The organism is Streptomyces sp. H27-C3, assembly GCF_030063415.1.
Lineage (GTDB): Bacteria > Actinomycetota > Actinomycetes > Streptomycetales > Streptomycetaceae > Streptomyces.
In genome coordinates, this window is the sequence record NZ_JASITA010000023.1 from 1 (window position 1) to 19771 (window position 19771).

Consider the following 19771-nt stretch of genomic DNA (forward strand, 5'->3'; position numbering starts at 1 on the left):
CCGACGTCCTGTCCGCCCAACGCCGAGAACGCGCCAAAGTCCGCAGTGAACGCCAGCAACGCTGGGGCCGCCCACGACTCAAAGCCGCCTGACCAAACCCCGCCAACGTTCGTGGCCAACGCACTAGCGGAACGGTGTGCCGCTGAGCAGAAGTGCGCTGCCGAGCCCGGCCGTTGTATGCGTCGGCGTCTTTTGGGCGGGCCGTACGTGGAGAACTGCCGGAGCTGCCGTGATCCGTTGTGGTTCTCGGGGCCGGGTTTCTGGGCGCCGACTGTGACCGCGTCCTCGGAAGCCGTGAGGGCGTAGGCGTTCAGCGCGTCCGGCCCGCTCCCCGGCCTGAAGTCAACCATCGAGGCTGGCCTGCCGCTCGCCGAATCCTCGTTGCCCAGCCAGGCCGATTGGTCAGCTAGTGGTGGTTGAGCTGCCCTCGGACGGCTCCGTCAGGGAAGGGACGGTTGTGTACGTTCGCGTAGAACTTGTGCGGTGTGCAGGCGATTTCCCGCAGTTCACGGTGGGTCAGTACCGTGGCAGCGTTCTTGGTTGTCTGGGTGTGCTGTGCCTTGATGCAGCCGTTTGATTTTCCGTGCTTCGGGGTTTTGAGCGTGATGGCGACCGGCCCGGCTGTTCCGCGTTTGCCGGCGTGGATGTGCGCTGCGGTGGGCTGCTCGATTTTGCGTACCCTCAGGGAGTAGCAGAGGCTGCCGTGCTTGACCTGGAACCAGAATTCGCCTGCGCCGTTACGGTCGCCGGGGCCGGGCACCTCTTCGCGGCCGGTCAAGTCGGCTTTGCCCTGGGCGACCTTGTCGGCCCCGTCGGCGCTGGGCGGGCCACTCGCTGCGGTGGCAGGAGCGGTCAGGGCGGTGAGGGCCGCGGCGCAGCCAACAGCTGAGGCCATCATTGTGGTCAGGACACGCATGGACGTCTCGATTCTTTTCGGGTGGTCGGAGCGGGGAGATCGGGTGGCCGGCTTCGGGAGGTGATCTCCGTCGTTTCGACCCAAGCCCATGCGTAGCCTTCGCTCAACATTTATGCGGCTGGATGGGCGCCCGTCGACGGCGGAGCTGCTTGGTCCGCGTCCGGCTGCTGTGACAGAAGGCGCTGCTAACATGCCGGACTTGACGGTGGCTGCCCCTCTCGATGGAGCGTGCCGGCGCCGCCGGACAAGAGCGTTCCCGGCGACACACAGGCCAGCGCCCCTGTCGCCCGCGGCCTGCGCCGCATCACCAAGAAGCAGCACCCCCGCAGTCCGAGGCCGGCAAGGACGGCACCAGTTTCGGGGGCGCCCGGAGTGCAACAAAATGCTTGGACGCCGGCCTGCCCTCTTCTGGAACAGCCCGGCCGCACGCCACGCCGGCCGTACTCGGCCGGACCGCAAAGAAGCCGGCCGCTGGTCTCCCCCGCCTCGACAAGGAGCGGGAGACCACCGGCCGGTGTTGCAGGGCGGGCCGTTACATGGGGTCGATGTCCCGGCCGCCCATGCCCATCTCCTGCTGCTTGCTCTGCTCGTGCAGGCGGCGGGCCTTGTCCGTCAGCCTCTGGCGCTCCTCCGGGTCGGTGGCACGCTCGGCGGCGTCCGTCAGTTCCTGCGCCTTGGTACGCATCTGCTGGGCCCGACCGCCGGATTCACCTGCAACGCTCATGATCACTCCTGGATGTGTGCGGAGAGGACCTCATCAGCGAATCAGCGCGTCGGCGCCCGCGCATCTCGAACGGTTACCCACTGCTATCCCCGCAGCTCCGGCCCTGACCGGTGGTGTGCTGAACGGACTTGTCGATCAAGTCGCCGACTGTGTCAGGGCGTTCCGGTCCTGGGCGCTGCTCCAAGCTCCCGTACGTGTGCTGGGCTGACCCGGCCTTCATTTCCACACGGTGCTTCTGTGGATATGGGAAACGAGTTCACACTGACTGGAACAGCCCGGTAGGCCGACCGGTCACGTTCACCGAGACCGCAATGCTGGTGGCTGTAGCTATGACAGGCGGCTTACTGCAGGTCCCGGGACCTGCCGGGACGCGGCTGATCGGGTCGGTTTTGTGGGCCGCGTGGGTGGCAGGGCGGCATGTCGGGGCGCTCCGGGGTGTTCAGCGGGTCTACATCTCCTCGCCCCGAGAGCTAGGAGTACCTGTGACTGCCTCCGCCGAGGTTTACAGTTGTCCGTTTGACTATGTGAACGGTTTGGAGTTCGACCCGCTGCTCAAACAGCTGCTGACCGAGGCCCCCATCGCCCGGATCCGTATGCCGTACGGAACAGGGGTCCGAGTAGGAACGGACCAGGAAACCGGTGTTGCTGTCAGAAGTTTTGACAGGCTGTGATCCGGGCCGCCAGGGTGTGCGGGTGAGCGATGATCCGACGATCGGTTTCCTGAAGGCGGACGTGGCGCGGTTCTGCGCCGGTCTGGATGATCTGGCGCCCGCGATCCGGCTGCGGCTGGTCGTTCAGCTGCGGGAGGCGTTGGGCGAGGTGACGGACGCGGCGCTGGACAGTGGGATGGCCGCGGCGAAGGCGGAGGGCTGGGGGCTGCGGCAGATCGGTGCTCAGGCGGGCCTGTCGCACGAGAAGGTCCGTTACCGGCTCGCCCAGGCGTCGGACGAGCCGGCCGGGCCTTCCTAGACGGTGGTGGCGCCCTCGGGCTTGCGGGTGGAGCGGAGCTGTCCGCCCTGGACTTCGGCGGGCAGGGCGAAGCTGTAGCGGCCGTGGAAGTTGATGTGGGCGAACTTCAGCGGGGACAGGCGGGCGATGTCCTCGTCGCGTACGTGGATGCCCTCGGCGCGCATCTCGGCGATGATCTGCTGCATGTAGACCGTGTTCCACAGGATGACGACGTTGAGCATCAGTCCCAGTGTCCCAAGCTGATCTTCCTGACCTTCTCGGTAGGACTGCCTGAGCTCGCCTTTCTGCCCGTGGAAGATCTTCCGGGCGAGGTTGTGGCGGGACTCCTGCCGGTTGAGCTGGGTGTTGATGCGCCGCCGCAGCAGCTCGTCGGTGAAGTACGACGACAGGTAGGCGCTGCGGTCCATGCGGCCGATCTCCATGATGGCCTTGCCCGTGGGGGTGGGCTTGCCTCCGGGGGCCAGGACGCGCAGGACCTCGGAGGCTTTGATGGTGCCCGAGTGCAGGGAGCCGGCCACGCGCAGGACGTCGTCCCAGTGGGCGGTGATCTGCTTGAGGTTGACCTTGTCGCGGGTCAGTGGGTTGAGCGGCCCGTAGTCGGCGTCCGCGTCCGCCCGGTACAGCGTCGCGCTGCCGGAGTCGGCCAGCCGCGGGGAGAACTGGTAGCCCAAAAGCCGGAAGAGGCCGAAGACGATTTCGGATGAACCGTGCGTGTCCGAGGTGATCTCGACGGGCCGCAGGGCGGTCTCCTGCTCCAGGAGGCCGTCGAGGATGTAGAAGGAATCGCGCTGGGTGCCGGGGATCAGGATGCCGTGCAGGCCGCTGAACTGGTCGGAGAGGAAGTTGTAGAACGTGACCCCGCGTCGGCGGGTGCCGAAGTATTTCGGGTTCGGTCCGGAGTTCAGGGTGCGGATCGGGGTGATGAACCGCAGGCCGTCGGCGGAGGCGAGCTCGCCGCCGCCCCACGCCTGCACCAGCGGCAGGCGCGTGTGGTACTCGACGAGGCGCGCGTTGGCCCGGGACAAGGTCGCCGCGCGCAGGTAGTTCTGTTCGACCCAGAACAGCCGGTCGCGGCTGAGCGCGTCAATGCCGTCGTGGACGATGGGCTCGACCCCGACGTTGGTGGCCTCGGCGGTGAGGACGGCGGCCACGGACAGTTCCAGGTCATCCATCCGGGAGTTGGCTTCCGAGACGTGGGTGAAGTCGCCGAGGTAGGGCACCCAGGAGTTCACCTCCAGCACCATCTCGGGCAGGTCGACGGCGGGCAGACGCGCTTCGACCTCCTTGTGGAGCTCGCGCAGGGAGATGGGTTCGTCCAGGCGGTCCAGGCCGGTGAGGATGATGCGGTCCCGGCCGTTCTGCTGTTCGATCCGTACGGCGGGGTTGGCGGCCAGGCCCTTGGCGAACTCGCGGTGAGCCGAGTCGAGCCGGTCGGTCCAGCCGCTAAGGATCTTGTCCGGTTTTGGGTCGAGGTCGAGTTCCTCGCAGACCCGGGAGCGGGCCGCCTCCCACGCGGTGTCGCCCAGCAGCCGGGCGTTCGGGTCGCCCCATTTGCGCAGGCCAGGCACGTACACCTCGTGCCGGTGCAGGGCGGTGCGCAGGGCTTCGGTGGAGGCGACGATCAGGGCGCGCTTCTCGACGCTGGCCACGGGCATCGGCGGGGGCGGGAAGACCAGGCGTCGCCAGGCGGAGGTGAGGAACTTCGCCGGGACCTCCCACGCCTGGATGGGGCGGCGCCGTCCCTTGAGGGACTTCACGAACGCCAGCGCGTCCAGCACCGGCTCGCCGGCCGGACTCGACTCGAATTGGAACGTCTTGAGCAGGTCGGGGAGGAAGCGGGCGATGGTGTTGTAGCGGGCGGCGAGCATCTGCTCGGCGCCGTCGTCGGGCTCCTGCGCGAGGAGCTTGACCGTCTCGGTCGCCGCGTGGAACGGGCCGACGTCCATGGCGTCGAGCGTCGCGCGGATGTCGCCTTCGGGGTCGGCGGCCGTCCCGGACACCGCGATCCACATCTGGCGCAGCAGGATCGCCGCGGCGTCCAGGTCTTTGAGGGTCCGCAGCCGCTGCTTGGTCATCTTGGTGCTGGAGGAGCGGATCAGGTCGCCCATCACCAGGTCGAACACCTCGATCGCCTCGTCCGCGGCGATCTGCGGCATCACCGCGGCGAACGCCACCAGGGTGGCCAGGCGCCGGTCCCCGGCGAGGTCGGAGACGGCCTGTGCGCGGGCGGCCCGCGCGAAGCGGACCAGCGTCTGAAGCCGTCCCGGGGGTATCGCGGACAGGTCCCAGGCGGTCCCACCGAAGGCGTTCAGCGACTCGTAGCGCTCCAGCGCCTTGCCCACCCCGCGGGCGGTGATATCCCTCGGGGAGCGCCGCAGCCGGTCCAGCTCGGACAGTCGCTTGCCTACGGGGACGACGACCAGGCCCTGCAACCCGGCGGCCTGCTTCTCGGTGGGGGCGGCGGCGAGCGTGGCCCACAGGCGTTTCTCGGCGCGCTCGCGCGAGCCGGAGACGAGGCGTTCCAGCACGGTCACCCCGGGCAGCACCACCTTCTTGTCGACCAGCCGCTTGGTGGCCAGGTCGAACAGCAGGGTCGGGCGCTCGGAGCCGATCCACGCCCGCTGGTACATCCAGCGGGCCAGCGCGAACCACTGGTCGAACTCGAACTTCGTGTACCCGTACCCCTCGCGTATCTGCTCCTGGTGGTCCCAGCGGTGCTCTCTCGTGCCGTAGCCGGCGAACTCGGCGGGGTCCAGGCCCAGCTGTTCGGCGACGTAGTCGACCACCACGGCGGGTACCTGTTCGGGGTTGTCCAGGAACGTCCCCAGGTACCGGACAGTGCCGAGCTGGATGGCCCAGCCGATCCGGTTCCTGGCGCCCTTGGCGGCCATCGCCCGGCGCCGGGCGGTCTGGTCGAGCAGGAAGGAACCGGCGAGCTGCCCCTCGTCCGGGTCTTCCGCGAACCGGCCGAAGCGCCGTCGTTGGTCCTCGCTCAGAAAGTTGGTGGGCACCGCGCGCTCCTTGATCGTCACCTTGACTCGCGCGCGACGTTCTCAGCCCGTCCGACTGTTTGTTCGGTGATCATCCATTCCGGTCCGGATCATGACTCCGTCTGATAGAGAGTCCAGGCCGTAGGAGTGCAGCTGCTCTGCTGATCAAGCCTGCTGGGTACGGCGTGGCCGCAGATGTGTGAGCGTGTCGCCGGCCTGGCGCTGGGTGAGGGCCGCGAGGTGGGTGGCGACGGTGGCGTTCTCACGCAGCCGTGCGTGGGTGGCATAGACCGTCTCGGCGACGGTCTGCGGGTCGTGGTGGGGGAAGCGGGCGGTGAGGGTGTCGATGACGCGTTCCAGGGAGTGCTCGCTGTCCATGACGGGGGCTCGCTCTCAGATATCGGCATCCGATGTCGACTCACGATATCCGGAGCGCGGCCGCTGAGGCAGGGGCCGGCCGGGGCGGGTGGCGGATGCGGCTCCCACCCCGGCGCTGGAGGCGTTGCGGCTCGGGTGGGCGGTGTGCCAGGCGGCGACGGAGGCCATGGCCAGGCCGGTGCCGAGCAGGGCCCCGGCGAGGGTGTCGGTGAGCCAGTGCACGCCGAGGAAGACGCGGGTGAAGCAGGCCGCGGCGACGGTCAGAACGGCCGCTGCCACACCGATGTGCAGCAGGGCTGCGGGCAGGGCCGCCCACCGGGCCAGCCACAGCAGCAGCACGCAGGTGGCGGCCGCGGTCATGGCGTGGCCGGAGGGCATGGCGGCGAACTCGGCGGAGTCGACGGGGCGTTCCCACTGGGGGCGTTCGCGGCCGATGGTCCAGCGCAGCACCCCTCGGACAGCCCATTCTGCGGCGCAGGTGCAGGCTGCCCATACGGCGATGAGCCGTTGCCGCCTGTGCCACAGCGATACCACCGCAGCGGCGAGCAGCAGGCGCATGGTCCATGGGTCGACGACCCAGTCGGTGACGATCCGGCCCGCGTGGGTGAAGCCGGGATGTTCCAGTGCCACCGTGTGCAGATGCGCCGCCACCGCCCGGTCCATGCGCAGGACCGGCTGCGCCCCGGTGACGACCAGAGCGATGGCCAGCGCCGCAGCCGCGGTGAAGAGCAGAGCGGCCTTACCGGCCGGCTCGGCGATCCAGCCGGCCAGTGCCCGCCTGGTCTGTTCTGGCTGTCGGCTGGGCCCGTTGGGCTGGGTCATCGCGGGTTCCTCCTCGATCGGTGGGGGTCCTGTTCATGTGCCCCGGACAGGCAGCGCCGAGCGGGGTGGCGTGCGATCGGGCCCGGGATGAAGGACGGTGAAGCGACGTAGACTCGGTACCCGATATCGGTTTCGTCACTGCCGGGCAGGCGGGGAAGGCGGCTTTGAGGGTGCGGGAGTTCCAGCGGGGCGCGGTGCGGCTGCACATCCTTCATCACGCGGCCGAGGAGGAGATCCACGGCGCGTGGATGACCGAGGAACTGGCCTCTCACGGGTATCAGATCAGCCCCGGCACGCTGTACCCGACGCTGCACCGGCTGGAGGCCGACGGGCTGCTGGTCTCCGAGCAGCGGGTGGTCGACGGCCGCACGCGCCGGGTGTACCGGGCCACCGAGGCCGGGAAGCAGGCCCTGGCCGAGGACCGCAGGGCGCTCAAGGAGCTGGCCCGCGAAGTCCTCGGCGACGACGCGCCGTAGGGCGGTGCGCCGTCACTCCCGGACCGGCTCCGCCGCTGCGCGGGGGACGGCGGCGCTGCGGTGCAGGCGGGCGTCGATCGAGTAGGCGCCCGCGCCGACGATGAGCAGGAAGAGGCTGCCGCACAGCTGGGCGAGGTCGGTGCGGGACTCGTGGATGAAGTCCCACCAGCCTGACTCGCCGTCGAACAGCGGGGCGTCGCCCCACAGGATGGGCAGCTTGGTGATGAGCAGGGCGCCGAGCATGTTGACCACCATCGGGACGGCGGCGAGCCGGGTGAGGAGCCCGGCCAGGATCAGCGCGCCGCAGACGACCTCGAAGGCCCCGTCCAAAGGGCCGAAGAACCACGGGGCAGGGATGCCGGCCTTGTCGAACCGGCCGGTGCCGAGGTCGTCGGGGTAGAGAAACTTCTGGATGCCCTCGAAGAGGAAGACCGCGCCGACGTAGGCGCGGATGAGGACCACTGCGGCGGGCGCGTTGGTCGAGGTCAGCCGGGTCTGCCAGTTGCTGAGCCACGTCATATGAGATGCCCTTCTGCCTTCTCGGTGTATCGGTGACCGATATCGTCCCGCGAGGCAGAAGGGCGCCAGCGGTTTCGCGCCGCTTCCGGGCGCGCGTCGAAGGCTCCTACGACGCTTGGCGGGAGATCACCGAGCGGCGGATGCCGTAGGCAGCGGCGCCGGCGGCCAGCACAGCGGCCCCGGAGATCACCGAGGAGACCGGAAGAGCGAAGGCCAGAACCAGGCACCCGGCCAGCCCGACGACGGGGACGATCCGTACGGGACGGCCCTCTTGCGGTGTGAGCGTCCACGCGGAGGCATTCGCGACGGCGTAGTACGCCAGCACGCCGAAGGAGGAGAAGCCGATCGCCCCGCGCACGTCCGTGGTGGCCGCGAGCACCGCCACCACGGCGCCGACCGCGAGTTCGGCGCGGTGGGGCACCTTGAACTTCGGATGGACGGCTGCCAGGGCGTGCGGCAGGTGCCGGTCGCGGGCCATGGCGAGGGTCGTGCGGGAAATACCGAGGATCAGCGCCAGGAGCGAGCCGAGCGCGGCCACGGCGGCACCGACGCGTACGACCGGGGCCAGCCAGTCGACACCCGCGGCGCGCGCGGCGTCCGACAGCGGCGCGGTCGCACCCGCCAGTTCCTTCGGGCCCAGCACCATCAGGACGGCGACGGCGACGACGGCGTAGACCGCCAGGGTGATGCCGAGCGCGAGGGGGATCGCCCGGGGGATGGTGCGGGACGGGTCGCGGACCTCCTCCCCCAGGGTGGCGATGCGCGCGTATCCGGCGAACGCGAAGAACAGCAGCCCCGCCGCCTGGAGCACGCCACCAAAGGTGGCATCCGAGCCGATGTCCAGCCGGACGGTGTCCGCCTCGCCGGAGGTGAGCACGGCGACGACCACGGCGGCCAGCACCGCCAGGACGACCGCGACGATCGCACGTGTGAGCCAGGCCGACTTCTGCACCCCGGCGTAGTTCACCGCAGTCAGCGCCACCACCGCCGCGACCGCGACCGCGTGGGCCTGACCGGGCCACACATATGAGCCGACCGTGAGGGCCATGGCCGCGCAGGACGCGGTCTTGCCGACCACGAAACTCCAGCCGGCGAGGTAACCCCAGAAGTCGCCCAGCCGCTCACGGCCGTAGACGTAGGTGCCGCCCGAGGCCGGATACCGCGCGGCAAGCCGGGCCGAGGACGTCGCATTGCAGTAAGCGACCACCGCCGCGAGGGCCAGGCCGAGCAGCAGCCCGGACCCGGCCGCATCCGCCGCCGGAGCGAGCGCGGCGAAAATGCCCGCGCCGATCATCGCGCCCAGGCCGATCACCACCGCATCGACCACCCCCAGCCGTCGCCGCAACTCCTGTGGAACCGCTGCGACTGATGGCTGCTTGCTCATGGCCCACTCCCTCGGCGGCAGTGCCGCACACGTGTAACGAAACCCGATATCGGCATACGATATATGGGCTGCGACCAACCGGCTCTTGCGGTCCACGCTTCTCACAAACGAGCCTTTCCCGGAGCAAGATCAAAAAAGGTCCGCGAAAGCGCCCCGGATCGCTGATCCACTGTCACAACTCGTTCTCAGTCAAAAGGGGAACGGAGGCTGTTCTGGGAAATGTTTGTGACAGCATCTGGCCTTATGACGGACCCTCAGCCGACCTCCGCATCCGATGCCGACGACGTCGAGCGTCATCCCTGCCCCCGTTGCCTGGCCCAGCCCGGATCCCTGTGCCGCTCGCGCTCCGGCGCGGTCGCCGGCACCTACCACACCGGCCGCTTCACCAAAGTCCCCCGCATCGCGAAACTCCTGCGCGTTCCGACCCCCGCCGACCGCGGTCCCGGCCAGCCGTGGCGGCCCGGCACCCCGGTCCCGGCGGCGATCCCCTCGGACTCCCCGGTCGCGGACATCCGCATCGGGTACGCCCGGTGCTCCAGCCTCACCCAGGAACTCCAGTCCCAGCTCGACGCGCTCGCCGAACACGGCATCCCGCGCGACAAGATCTTCGCCGAGAAGATCAGCACCCGTATCCGCGTCCGCCCGCAGTTCGAAGCCGCACTCACCGCGGCCAGGGAGATCAAGGCCCACGCCCCGCACTGCCGGGTGATCTTCACGGTGAACGAGATGAAGAGGCTGGGGCGCGATGCCGCCGAGCTGACCGCACTGGCCGACCACCTCACCGCGCACGGCCTGCTGCTGGAGATGCTCGCCGGACCGCTGGCCGGGATCTATGACCCCACCGGCCCGGGACGCCTGCTGTTCGGCTTCTTCGCCGCGATGGCCGAGACCGAGCGGGAGAACATCCGCGAGGCGACCCTGGAAGGGCTGGACGCCGCCGCCCGCAAGGGCAAGCACGGCGGACGGCCCCCGGTCATCACCGACGACATGCTGCACACCGTCCTCCGTCGCCGGGCGAACGGCGAGACCGTCGAGACGATCCAGCCCGACCTGTTCATCCCCGCAGGCCGCCGCAAAGGTCACAACCCGAGCCTGTCGAGCATCTACCGGGCGCTCGCCGAGCACGAGAAGACCAAGGCGTACCCCGAGGCGGTCGAACAGGCCCATGCCGACTTCGCCGCCCACACAAGGTGACCTCAGCTACATCACGACGAGTGGCGTCAGCTTCACGAGAACGGGGCCTCGACCTGCGGACGGCGGCGCGGCCCCGGACCACGGCCTGTCAAAACTTCTGACAGCAACACCGGTTTCCTGGTCCGTTCCTACTCGGACCCCGGAACAGGGGAAGCCTGGCTGGTGACCAGGTACGACGACGTACGGTTCGTCACCACCGACCGCCGTTTCAGCCGCGCGGCAGGCATCGGACGAGATCTGCCTCGTATGACACCGACGCCGATCGCCCAGGCAGAGGCGATCAACTTGATGGATCCGCCGGAACACAACAGGCTGCGGAGGCTGGTGGCCAAGGGCTTCACCAACCGTCAGGTGGAACGTCTTCGCGCCGGCACACAGCGGGTCGTGGACGGAATGCTCGACGAGATGGTCGAGCACGGTGCGCCCGCCGACCTGGTCCAGCACCTCTCGGCCCGCCTGCCGCTCGCCACCATCTGCGAGCTGCTGGACATCCCGGAGGTGGACCGGCCCCGGCTGCGCGCCTGGGCGATGGCGATGATGGCCGTCGGTGTCACCGACCGGGAAGCGGCGGACGAGGCCAAGAGCGAGCTGCGCGCCTACTTCACCGACCTCACGGCCCGGCGCCGGCGCGATCCGGGCGATGACCTGCTGAGCAGCCTGGCCACGGCGCGGGACGGCGAGGAACTGCTCGACGAGCGAGAACTGGCCGTCCTTGGCCTGGTGCTGCTCGTCACGGGCCATGACACCACGACATACCAGATCAGCAACATCACATACACGCTGCTGACCCATCCCGAGCAACTGGCGAAACTGCGGACCGAGCCGGAGATGCTGCCGCGCGCTCTCGAAGAGCTGCTGCGCTTCATCCCCTTCCGGCAGGGCGTCGGTATCGCGCGGGTGGCCACCGAGGACGTGGCGATCGACGGCGTGATGGTACGGGCCGGTGAGGCGGTGCATGTGTCGTACCTGGCGGCGAACCGCGACCCCGAGAGGTATGAGCGTCCCGACGAGCTGGACTTGGACCGCGGCACCCCCCACCACATGGGCTTCGGCTACGGCACGCACCACTGCCTTGGCTCACACCTGGCCCGGATGGAGCTCCAGGTCGCCATCGGCACGCTCCTTGAGCGCTTCCCGCGGCTGCGGCTGGCCGTGCCCGAGGACGAGATCGACTGGAACACCGGCTCGATCTGGCGCTACCCGCAGACACTGCCCCTCGCGTGGTGACAGGCATGGCATTCACACAACTATCCGGCAGAAGCAGCGGAGGCAACCACCGGTGACCACACTGTGCCGACCGGCAATCGCGGTCCCCGAACACATCATCACTCTTGAGGAAACACTCGATCTCGCGCGCACCTTACACACCGACCATGAGCAACTCGGGCTGGTGCTGCGGCTGATCGAGAACACGGGGGTACGGACGCGCCACCTCGTCCAGCCGCTGGCCGACACCCTCAAGCACCCGGGATTCGAGCGGCGCAACCTCCTGTACACGGCGGAGGCCAAGGCCCGCGTCCCTGAGGTGGTAGGCCGGGCCCTGAGCCATGCCGAGGTCGAAGCCGACGACATCGACATGATCATCTACGTCTCGTGCACCGGCTTCATGATGCCGTCCATGACAGCCTGGATGATCAACAACCTGGGTTTCCGCTCGGACACCCGCCAACTGCCCATCGCCCAGCTCGGCTGCGCCGGCGGCAGCGCCGCGATCAACCGGGCACACGACTTCTGCCGCGCCTACCCACAGGCCAACGTGCTGATCGTGGCCTGCGAATTCTGCTCACTGTGCTACCAGCCGATAGACCTGGGCGTGGGCTCACTGCTGTCCAACGGGCTGTTCGGCGACGCCATCGCCGCCGCCGTCGTACGCGGCGAGGGCGGCCGCGGCGTGCGACTGGAGCGCAACGGCTCCTACCTGGTCCCGGACACCGAGGACTGGATCTCCTACAGCGTCCGCGCCACAGGCTTCCACTTCCTGCTGGACAAACGGGTACCCACCACCATGGGCATGCTGGCCCCGGCTCTGCACACACTCACCGAGCAGCAGCGCTGGAATGTGTCCGAACTGGACTTTTACATCGTGCATGCGGGAGGCCCGCGCATTCTGGACGACCTCTCCAGCATCCTGCACCTGCCCGCCGAGACCTTCAGATTCAGCAGAGCGACACTCACCGAGCGGGGCAACATCGCCAGCGCGGTCGTCTTCGACGCGCTGGACCGCCTCTTCGAGGAAGGCAGCACCGCCGCCCTGGGCACCGGGCTCATCGCTGGGTTCGGGCCCGGCATCACCGCGGAGGTCACACTGGGCCGGTGGACGGGGTCGGCGCCTTACGGCGGTGAGCGGGGCAGAACGGTCCTGCGCCGCGAGTCCCGGACGAAGGCGGACAGTGACCTGGACGGTGGAACGGCGGCTCAGCCGGCTGCCGCGCCTGCGGGGTGAACCCGGACGACATCGGACTGCGCATCGAAAAGGGCCACGCCGAGCCCGAAGAACTCGCCGCGATCAAGACACTCATCCTCGCCCGGCTGCGAAGCCGCGCAGCCTCCTGCGCCGGACACCTCCCCGTCTCAGGGGCCCTGCGCGCCCGGAAGGCGCACCCGAGACAGTCTGTGTGCTGGGCAGGCTGCTGGGCCTGCTGACGACGACGCAAGGGTGCGGCTTGTCCAAGCCGAAGGCTGCCAATGACGGTGACGAGGCGGCCTCGCGGACACGCCGCGAGGGGAGCGACGGCAAGTGCGCCGCCCGCGTACACCAGCAGTCCGGGCCCGCACGCTGGTGCCCGTCTCGCTGGTCTTGTACTCGGGACGTTGGATGCATCGGGTACCTCGTTCCGTGGGGCAAGGGTCAAACATCCTAATTCGGGTATAACCCATGCGGGATGTTTGGCGTCGGCGTAGGGAGCCGTGATGATCGAGGAGCTGCTGACAGCCGCAGCCCTGGCTGGCGGCGCCGCTGTGCTGTACGTGGCGTCGGCAGCCCGGGTTATCAAGCAGTATGAGCGAGGGGTGGTCCTGCGTTTTGGCCGGCTGCGTGGCAATGTTCGGGGCCCCGGGTTTGCCATGGTGATCCCCATTGTTGACCGACTGCACAAGGTCAATATGCAGATCGTGACGATGCCTGTTCCCGCGCAGGACGGCATCACCCGTGACAACGTCACGGTGCGGGTCGACGCGGTGATCTATTTCAAGGTCGTTGATGCGGCCGAGGCGATGATCCGGGTTGAGGACTACCGCTTCGCGGTGTCCCAGATGGCGCAGACCTCGCTGCGTTCGATTGTCGGCAAGAGTGACCTTGATGATCTCCTTTCCAACCGGGAGAAGCTCAACGAGGGGCTGGAGCTGATGATGGACAGTCCGGCCGTTGAGTGGGGTGTGACCATCGACCGGGTGGAGATCAAGGACGTCTCGCTTCCGGAGACGATGAAGCGGTCGATGGCCCGGCAGGCCGAGGCTGACCGCGAACGCCGGGCCCGGGTCATCAACGCGGACGCCGAACTGCAGGCTTCCAAGAAGCTCGCGCAGGCGGCCGAAGTGATGTCCGAACAGCCCGCAGCCCTCCAACTGCGACTGCTGCAGACCGTGGTGGCAGTCGCGGCTGAGAAAAACTCCACCCTCGTCCTGCCCTTCCCAGTCGAACTGCTGCGGTTCCTGGAAAGGGCCACCCCGCAGCAACCCACCCACCCCGCCGGACCGACACCGGCGGAGCCAGGGCAGGACAAGCCATTGCTGGAGGAGCACGTCCCCGCGGAGCCCGAGAAGGAGGCTGGCTCAAGTTTCGGGTGACCGCATTCATGGCGAGCGGCCGTCCCCATCGTCCGAACCGGGGGTAGGTTGCCAGCACGGGTGGAGTAAGCCGCATTCGGTCGGGCGCCCGCGCGGAGCGGGAACGCCGACTCGGCGAAGGACGCTGTTCCCTCACGACCGCCCGCGTATACAGGGTGAAGCTCCGGAGGCCAGGTACTGGTGCGAACCCGTGATGCTGAGGTGAGGGCCCCAATCGTGATACCCACGCACACTCCGGCACCCCAGACCCACGCTGGAGTGAGACCAGAAGGGTAGACGTCGATGTGTACCGAGCGCGGCTTGAGCAAAGATGCCGTCCGTGATGCGCTCACGAGGCAAGCTCACCACCTCGAAGTCCTTGCAAGCGAGGCAACGAGCGTAGGGCAGTCCAAGAAGGCGGCCAGGCTGAAAACCAAAGCTGACCGTTGCCACGCCTCCGCCCGTACTTGAGTGCGCCGATCTCCACCTCGCCCGCGGCCTCCCGGCGCGCAAGGCGATGCAGTGTCTCCCGGAAGGGCTGATTCCGTGTCAACGACAGATGGCGCCGGAGATGGGCTGGAAAGGCCCGTGCGGCTTCCTCGCAGGTGAGGTCCCTGGCGGGCGACTTCAGGAGGGCGTAGGGCCCGGAGAGAATACCGGTGTGGCTGCCTCTCGCCACGTGCGTGAGCAGGTGCCCGGTTACGACTGTCGGCCACTGTTGGGGCTGTGCTGTTTCGCTTCCTGCTCAGCTCGGTGGATGGCATCCGCGGCATTGATCAGGCCGATGTGGCTGAATGCCTGAGGGTAGTTCCCCAGCGCCTCTCCCGTGGTCGAAGAGACCTCCTCAGCGAGGAGCCCGACGTCGTTGGCGCTGGCGAGGGCGGTCTCGAAGACCTCGCGGGCGCGCGTCACGTCGCCGGTCAGCGCCAAGGCGTGGGCGAGCCAGAAGGTGCACAGCAGGAACGAGCCCTCCTCGGCGGTGAAGTCATCGCTGAGGTAGCGGCGTACTTGTCCGCGGCCGTCGGTGAGCTGGGTCGCGATCGCCGTCACGGTGGAGCGGACACGGGGGTCGTCGCCGGGCAGGAATCCGACCAGAGGGAGCATGAGCGCCGAGGCGTCGAGTTCGCTGCTGTCGAATGACTGGGTGAACGCCCCCAGGTCCTGGTTCCACCCCCTGCTTTCGATGGCCGTGCGGATCTGCTCCCGGGTGTCCTGCCAGGAGGCAATCTGCTCAGCGGTCGCCCCGAGGGCAGGGGCGAGGGCGATGGCGCGGTCGAGCGCGACCCAGCACATCAGTTTCGAGTAGAGAAAGTGCCGCCCCGGCCCACGTACTTCCCAGATGCCCTGGTCGGTTTCGCTCCAGCGGCGGGCAGCCGTCTGGGCCGCCTGGAGGAGGAAGCCACGGATAGGCTGATCGAACCACTCATGGCGGGGGAGCGTCTGGTGGGCCGCATCGAGCAGTTCACCGTAGACGTCCAGCTGGCGCTGGCGCCAGGCGTCGTTGCCCGCACGCACCGGTACGCTGCCGCGCCAGCCGCTCAGATGGAGCAGGGTGCGTTCGCTCAGATCCCTCTCCCCGCCGATCCCGTATATGACCTGCAAGCCCACACCTCGTTCCAGCTGGGTTGCCGCGGCCCGGGCGAGGAAGCCGAAGTAGGCCGCCTTCTCCTTCTCACAGGCGGCGGTGGCCAGGGCCTGGAGGGTGAAGCTTGCGTCGCGTACCCAGGTGTAGCGGTAGTCCCAGTTGCGGTCGGCGCCGATGCTTTCCGGCAGTGAGGTGGTGGGCGCCGCGATGATGGCCCCGGTCGGCGTGAAGGTCAGGGCCTGGAGTACGCGTCCGCTGTGGGCGACCTGTTCCTGCCAGGGGCCGCGGTAGCCGCGATGGGAGCGCGTCCACGAGCGCCAGCCCTTGATGGTGTCGTTCATACGGCGGCGGATCTGACCGGCATGCCAAGGGACCGGCTCCGTATCCCCCCAGGCTGACCTGGACTGCAGGGCGAAGCCAATCCGCTCCCCCGCCCGCAGTGTGATCTCACCGCGCGCGGTCGACCCGCTGACCTCAAGTGGGCGAGAGGCCGACAGCACCAGCCGGTGAGCGCCGCCGTAAGCGGTGAGGCCGCCACGCACACCAGACATTACGGGGTGAACGAGACCGAATTCCGGGCGCGGCGCGTAGCTCGTATCCAACGTCACCGAGCCGGCGGTGCAGGTGACCTGCCGCAGCAGGACGCCGGGCGAGGACGCGCCCAGCGCATGTCCGCGTTCCCTGTTTCCCATCGCGAGGGCGTCGAGGAGTACCACTGTTCCGGTCGGTGTGCGGAAAGTGGTCTCGAGTACCAGCGTGTCTTCCACGTAGCGTCGGCTGACCTCGCTGGGACCGCGGGGGTGGATCGACCAGTGGCCGGCGTCCTCGTCGAGCAGTCGGCCGAAGACCGAGGGGCTGTCGAAACGCGGCAGGCACAGCCAGTCCACCGAACCGTTGGTTGCGACGAGGGCGGCCGAACGGCAGTCCGACAGCAGTGCGTAGTCACCGATGGGGCGCGTACTCACAGCCGCACCCGGCCGGCGGGCACAGCGGGCGGCCTCGGCGCAGGTCCGAGGAGCGCGGTCACGGAGCGGGCTCCCTGCCCGGCTCTGATCCCGGCTTCGTCTTCGACTTCAGGGGCTGCTGCGCTTGACGGGAGAACCCCGTGCGCGCCAGCAGTACGAGAGCCGAGAGACCGAACAGGACGGCGGTGACAAGCAGCCAGCGGCCAAGAAACACGTCATCGGAGAGACCGGTGTACGAGGTGAAGTGGTGCACCTGCCCCAGGATCAGCGGAAAGTACGTCAGGAGCAGCACACCGGAGACGAAGACCGGCACCCGGACATAGTTGATCCACCCCCGCACCGGCGGACGGGCTTTGCCCCGGGCGTGGGCGGCGGATTCGCCGCGGCGGCCGCCCAGCAGGGCCTGGGCGGTGCGGTCGGTGACCGTGTACAGGGGCAGCAGGACCAGGTCGTGCAGGAGCGCCGCTCCCACGAACCACACCACGACCATCAAGGTGTCTCCGTCCAGCAGCCGGATTCCCGCGTACCCGGTCAGGGCGAAGGAGCACAGCACCAGCAGCAGGTGCAGGGGTGAGGCCCCGTAGCGCGTTCGGAAGCCGCTCATGCGCTCTCCCCGAAGGTCAGACGGGTGACCCATTTCGTGTTGTGGACACCTGGGTTGGCCGGGACGATGACCCGCGCGGGATATCCGTGATCCGGCGACAGCTCCGCCCCGTTGACCCGCAGCGCCAGCAGTGAGCGTGAGTCGCGCACCTGATTGTCGCGCAGCATGGCAGAGCGGAAGGCCCCGCGACGCTGGGCGGACTCGACGAACACACCCGGAGCACGGCCGGTGAAGCCGACGAGCGCGGCCAGGTCCGACAGCCGCACCCCGCTCCACTCCTGGTCGTCGGTGGACCACCCTTCCACGCAGGCGATGGGCAAGGCCGCACTGTGCTGCGGCAGCTCCAGGACCTGCTCACGGGTGAGTGTCCGCTCGCGGCCCCCGCCCCGTACGACCAGCCGCCAGTCGGGTCCCATGTCGCGGGCACGGATTCCCACTGCGGCAGCGGTCTTGTTGATCTGGAAACCATTGGGACCCGGCCCCGGGTCCCGACCGTGCGGGGCCAGCAGGGCGGTGGATCTGAGGGAGCCGCCGATGCTCTGACCGGCCGTCATCACGAGCAGGACCAGGGAACCTGCACCCACCATGCCCAGCGCGCCCCGCCGCGACATCGTCGCCGCAGCCGGGTTCGGGGTCACCAGGCCGGTCTCGTCCGCCGGTTCCGCCTTGGTGCGGCTGAGCGGCGTGCGCAGCTCGTCACGGAGGCCGCCGCCGCGCAGGGTCCGGATCACCACAGGGATGCGGAAGGCGACATGAACGACGAAGGCAGCGATGAACACCCACGACCCGTAGAAGTGCAGGACGTAGAAGGAGCCGGGGAAGATGTAGTCCAACTGGACATTGAGCACACCGGTCGCGAACACGAACAGCACACCGCCGACCAGCAACAAAAGCGACAGCCGTTCGAAAGCCTGGCTGACCGACCGCACCGGCGGCCACGCGAACAGCCGGGGAATCACCGACCAGAGCTTCGCCAGCAGCACCGGGATCAGCACAATGCCAAGCGTGACATGAACGCCCTGGTTAAGGCGGTAGAGCCAGTGCGGATCCGTAGGCCAGGCGAAGAGATAGAACCCCAGCCACCCCCTCTGCGGAGTCGTGTCATTACCCGGCAGATCCGGGTTGTACGCGGCGTAGGAAAGCAACCCGGTCACGAACAGCACCGTAATGCCGACGAGCAGCACCGCGCCGAGCACCGACGTCAGCCACGGCCCCCGCAACGGGCTGCGCCAGAACCCCGGCCGGGACGGACCGGCCGGCGGCCCCTCCCGCAGCAGAGCAGCAAGCCGCCCTTTCGACGCCTTCGGGTTCGAACCCCCCGCCGGAGTTGCCGCAAGACGGTCGCCGCCTTCCTCGTCCTGGACCGGCTCACCCCCGGCGGGGCCAGGTCTCCGGCTGCTGGATGCCCTGTCCGCGCCGTGCTCACCTGACTCGCCTGCGCCCGCGGCCGGCTCATCTGCGGGGAGAGGTTGATCGTCCTTGCCGCGCGTGTCGCCCATTGGGTTCCTTGTGTGGTTCACAGAACGGCAGACACCGCTCAACGCGCCGAATTATAGATTGAAATGTCTCCTATCCGTGGGTATTCATTCGAGTGAACTCTCCGCGTCGCCTGCAACTGTTGTCTTCCTCCGGTGAGTCCGTATGCCAAGGCCAACTCGCCTCTCGAACCCACCTCGCGCAACCAGTGGTATGGCTAGTACGCCCAGCATGGCGGGGCGCAGCCTGCACGCCCGTGCGTTGCCCGGCATATGCGTAAGTCCAGCGTGCCTGAGCGAGTGCCCGGACCAACTCGCCATCCGAGCGGGTGGTCTCGCTCACGCACTAGGGTGATCGGGCCGTGTGGGATCCAGCCCCTCACTCCTCAGGACCGCATCCTCGTGCTGTCACCGAACCAAAGAATCCTCCTTGCGGTCCCCAGAAGCAGTTGCACGACCGCACGGGTCGGCTGACGGCCCGGCCGAGCAGTCAGCCGGCGCCCCCGGAGGGCACTCGCAGCTCTCACCCAAACGAGCAATCGGTAAGGCCCCGTGGCCGAGGCGCGCGCCATGAGTGCGACCGAGCCGCAGGGCAACTAGCCCAATCCCTGGCACGCCGACCGGTACACCGACGCTGTCAGGTCCGGCCGCGGTCCAATGCGCCGGATACCGCTTCTGCGTGGTGGAATATGCGTGTCGCGGGTTGTCTGCATGCCCGGGTGGCAGAACCATCACGAGTCGCTCGGTGACCATTGCCCGCGGGCGGAACTCGCTTTGGTCTCACCGTGGATGCCCCGGATGCCTGTGGTCTTCGCCGGGGCGGGCGCGTACTGCCTGGGCCGCGAAAGTGATGACTGCCCATGGTGCTGCGCGCTCCTGACCTCCGGTACGGCGGTGGCCGTGCCGGTACGCAGCGTCGCTCATACGCTGGGGGCGTTGCGCAGTTGCCATGCAGCGGGCCAGGGCGAACTGACGCCCTCGGGCGCTGCCGACAGTTGTCCGGGT

The 19771-nt window shown here is 68.5% G+C and carries 16 protein-coding genes and 2 pseudogenes; 8 read left to right on the forward strand and 10 right to left on the reverse strand.

The genetic code is table 11. The features are described from left to right. Positions 1–406 precede the first annotated feature (406 nt). Together QMK30_RS22385 and QMK30_RS22390 are read right to left on the reverse strand one after the other, a co-directional pair. Positions 407–916 carry a CHRD domain-containing protein gene (locus tag QMK30_RS22385; RefSeq protein WP_283520077.1) on the reverse strand — a complete coding sequence of 170 codons (510 nt, stop codon included), beginning with the start codon at positions 914–916 and terminating at the stop codon, positions 407–409. A gap of 532 nt (positions 917–1448) precedes the next feature. Then, positions 1449–1640 (reverse strand): DUF6381 family protein, encoded by a 192-nt coding sequence (locus QMK30_RS22390; protein ID WP_283520078.1) that lies wholly within the window; start codon positions 1638–1640, stop codon positions 1449–1451. Positions 1641–2122: 482 nt separating this feature from the next. Between QMK30_RS22390 and QMK30_RS22395 the strand changes: the two are divergent. Together QMK30_RS22395 and QMK30_RS22400 are read left to right on the forward strand one after the other, a co-directional pair. Further along, positions 2123–2251, forward strand: a pseudogene (locus tag QMK30_RS22395) (cytochrome P450); the annotation flags it as partial. A gap of 82 nt (positions 2252–2333) precedes the next feature. Continuing rightward, the gene (locus QMK30_RS22400; protein ID WP_283520080.1) at positions 2334–2609 is read left to right on the forward strand and encodes a hypothetical protein; all 276 of its coding nucleotides are present in this window, start codon (positions 2334–2336) and stop codon (positions 2607–2609) included. On the opposite strand, the gene QMK30_RS22405 is transcribed toward QMK30_RS22400, so the two are convergent. From QMK30_RS22405 to QMK30_RS22415, 3 genes are all read right to left on the reverse strand, one after another. After that, positions 2606–5620, reverse strand: coding sequence for a Tn3 family transposase (locus QMK30_RS22405; protein WP_283520081.1), 3015 nt, complete (start codon positions 5618–5620; stop codon positions 2606–2608). The genes QMK30_RS22400 and QMK30_RS22405 overlap by 4 nt on opposite strands. A gap of 144 nt (positions 5621–5764) precedes the next feature. After that, positions 5765–5977: a three-helix bundle dimerization domain-containing protein gene (locus tag QMK30_RS22410; protein WP_283520082.1), complete on the reverse strand. Its 213-nt coding sequence runs from the start codon at positions 5975–5977 to the stop codon at positions 5765–5767. A gap of 15 nt (positions 5978–5992) precedes the next feature. Next, positions 5993–6799 carry a phosphatase PAP2 family protein gene (locus QMK30_RS22415; protein WP_283520083.1) on the reverse strand — a complete coding sequence of 269 codons (807 nt, stop codon included), beginning with the start codon at positions 6797–6799 and terminating at the stop codon, positions 5993–5995. Between the two features lie 170 nt (positions 6800–6969). Here QMK30_RS22415 and QMK30_RS22420 point away from each other — a divergent pair, with 170 nt between their 5' ends. Continuing rightward, positions 6970–7275, forward strand: a complete 306-nt coding sequence (locus QMK30_RS22420) for an Rv3488 family transcriptional regulator (RefSeq protein WP_283520084.1) — start codon at positions 6970–6972, stop codon at positions 7273–7275. A gap of 12 nt (positions 7276–7287) precedes the next feature. On the opposite strand, the gene QMK30_RS22425 is transcribed toward QMK30_RS22420, so the two are convergent. After that, positions 7288–7794, reverse strand: a complete 507-nt coding sequence (locus QMK30_RS22425; RefSeq protein ID WP_283520085.1) for a DoxX family protein — start codon at positions 7792–7794, stop codon at positions 7288–7290. 106 nt (positions 7795–7900) lie between these two features. Next, positions 7901–9178 (reverse strand): APC family permease, encoded by a 1278-nt coding sequence (locus tag QMK30_RS22430; RefSeq protein ID WP_283520086.1) that lies wholly within the window; start codon positions 9176–9178, stop codon positions 7901–7903. Between the two features lie 243 nt (positions 9179–9421). Here QMK30_RS22430 and QMK30_RS22435 point away from each other — a divergent pair, with 243 nt between their 5' ends. The 5 genes and pseudogenes from QMK30_RS22435 to QMK30_RS22455 all read left to right on the forward strand — a co-directional run bounded on the left by QMK30_RS22435 (position 9422) and on the right by QMK30_RS22455 (position 14158). After that, on the forward strand, positions 9422–10372 hold the full coding sequence (locus tag QMK30_RS22435; RefSeq protein ID WP_283520087.1) for a recombinase family protein: 951 nt from the start codon (positions 9422–9424) through the stop codon (positions 10370–10372). A 141-nt stretch (positions 10373–10513) separates the two neighbouring features. After that, a pseudogene (locus QMK30_RS22440) lies at positions 10514–11599 on the forward strand (cytochrome P450); the annotation flags it as partial. 52 nt (positions 11600–11651) lie between these two features. Further along, entirely contained in the window at positions 11652–12815 is a 1164-nt protein-coding gene (locus QMK30_RS22445) for a type III polyketide synthase (RefSeq protein ID WP_283520088.1), read from the forward strand. Then, a complete protein-coding gene (locus QMK30_RS22450) occupies positions 12812–13015 on the forward strand; it encodes an acyl-CoA carboxylase subunit epsilon (protein ID WP_283520089.1) in 204 nt (67 codons plus the stop codon). The genes QMK30_RS22445 and QMK30_RS22450 overlap by 4 nt, the downstream gene beginning before the upstream one ends. A 267-nt stretch (positions 13016–13282) precedes the next feature. Continuing rightward, positions 13283–14158, forward strand: coding sequence for a slipin family protein (locus QMK30_RS22455; RefSeq protein WP_283520090.1), 876 nt, complete (start codon positions 13283–13285; stop codon positions 14156–14158). Positions 14159–14836: 678 nt separating this feature from the next. On the opposite strand, the gene QMK30_RS22460 is transcribed toward QMK30_RS22455, so the two are convergent. From QMK30_RS22460 to QMK30_RS22470, 3 genes are read right to left on the reverse strand one after another with little or no spacing between them, the layout of a single operon-like run. Further along, complete coding sequence (locus QMK30_RS22460) at positions 14837–16687, reverse strand: glycoside hydrolase family 15 protein (protein WP_283520091.1); 1851 nt, start codon at positions 16685–16687, stop codon at positions 14837–14839. A gap of 58 nt (positions 16688–16745) precedes the next feature. Beyond that, complete coding sequence (locus tag QMK30_RS22465; RefSeq protein WP_283520092.1) at positions 16746–17291, reverse strand: hypothetical protein; 546 nt, start codon at positions 17289–17291, stop codon at positions 16746–16748. Beyond that, complete coding sequence (locus tag QMK30_RS22470; protein ID WP_283520093.1) at positions 17288–18790, reverse strand: molybdopterin-dependent oxidoreductase; 1503 nt, start codon at positions 18788–18790, stop codon at positions 17288–17290. The genes QMK30_RS22465 and QMK30_RS22470 overlap by 4 nt, the downstream gene beginning before the upstream one ends. Positions 18791–19771 lie beyond the last annotated feature (981 nt).

Coding starts and splice junctions, on each gene's coding strand:
- QMK30_RS22415 (WP_283520083.1), bottom strand. CDS start 6,799: ATGACCCAGCCCAACGGGCCCAGCCGACAGCCAGAACAGACCAGGCGG.
- QMK30_RS22430 (WP_283520086.1), bottom strand. CDS start 9,178: ATGAGCAAGCAGCCATCAGTCGCAGCGGTTCCACAGGAGTTGCGGCGA.
- QMK30_RS22435 (WP_283520087.1), top strand. CDS start 9,422: ATGACGGACCCTCAGCCGACCTCCGCATCCGATGCCGACGACGTCGAG.
- QMK30_RS22385 (WP_283520077.1), bottom strand. CDS start 916: ATGCGTGTCCTGACCACAATGATGGCCTCAGCTGTTGGCTGCGCCGCG.
- QMK30_RS22455 (WP_283520090.1), top strand. CDS start 13,283: ATGATCGAGGAGCTGCTGACAGCCGCAGCCCTGGCTGGCGGCGCCGCT.
- QMK30_RS22390 (WP_283520078.1), bottom strand. CDS start 1,640: ATGAGCGTTGCAGGTGAATCCGGCGGTCGGGCCCAGCAGATGCGTACC.
- QMK30_RS22425 (WP_283520085.1), bottom strand. CDS start 7,794: ATGACGTGGCTCAGCAACTGGCAGACCCGGCTGACCTCGACCAACGCG.
- QMK30_RS22465 (WP_283520092.1), bottom strand. CDS start 17,291: ATGAGCGGCTTCCGAACGCGCTACGGGGCCTCACCCCTGCACCTGCTG.
- QMK30_RS22470 (WP_283520093.1), bottom strand. CDS start 18,790: ATGGGCGACACGCGCGGCAAGGACGATCAACCTCTCCCCGCAGATGAG.
- QMK30_RS22410 (WP_283520082.1), bottom strand. CDS start 5,977: ATGGACAGCGAGCACTCCCTGGAACGCGTCATCGACACCCTCACCGCC.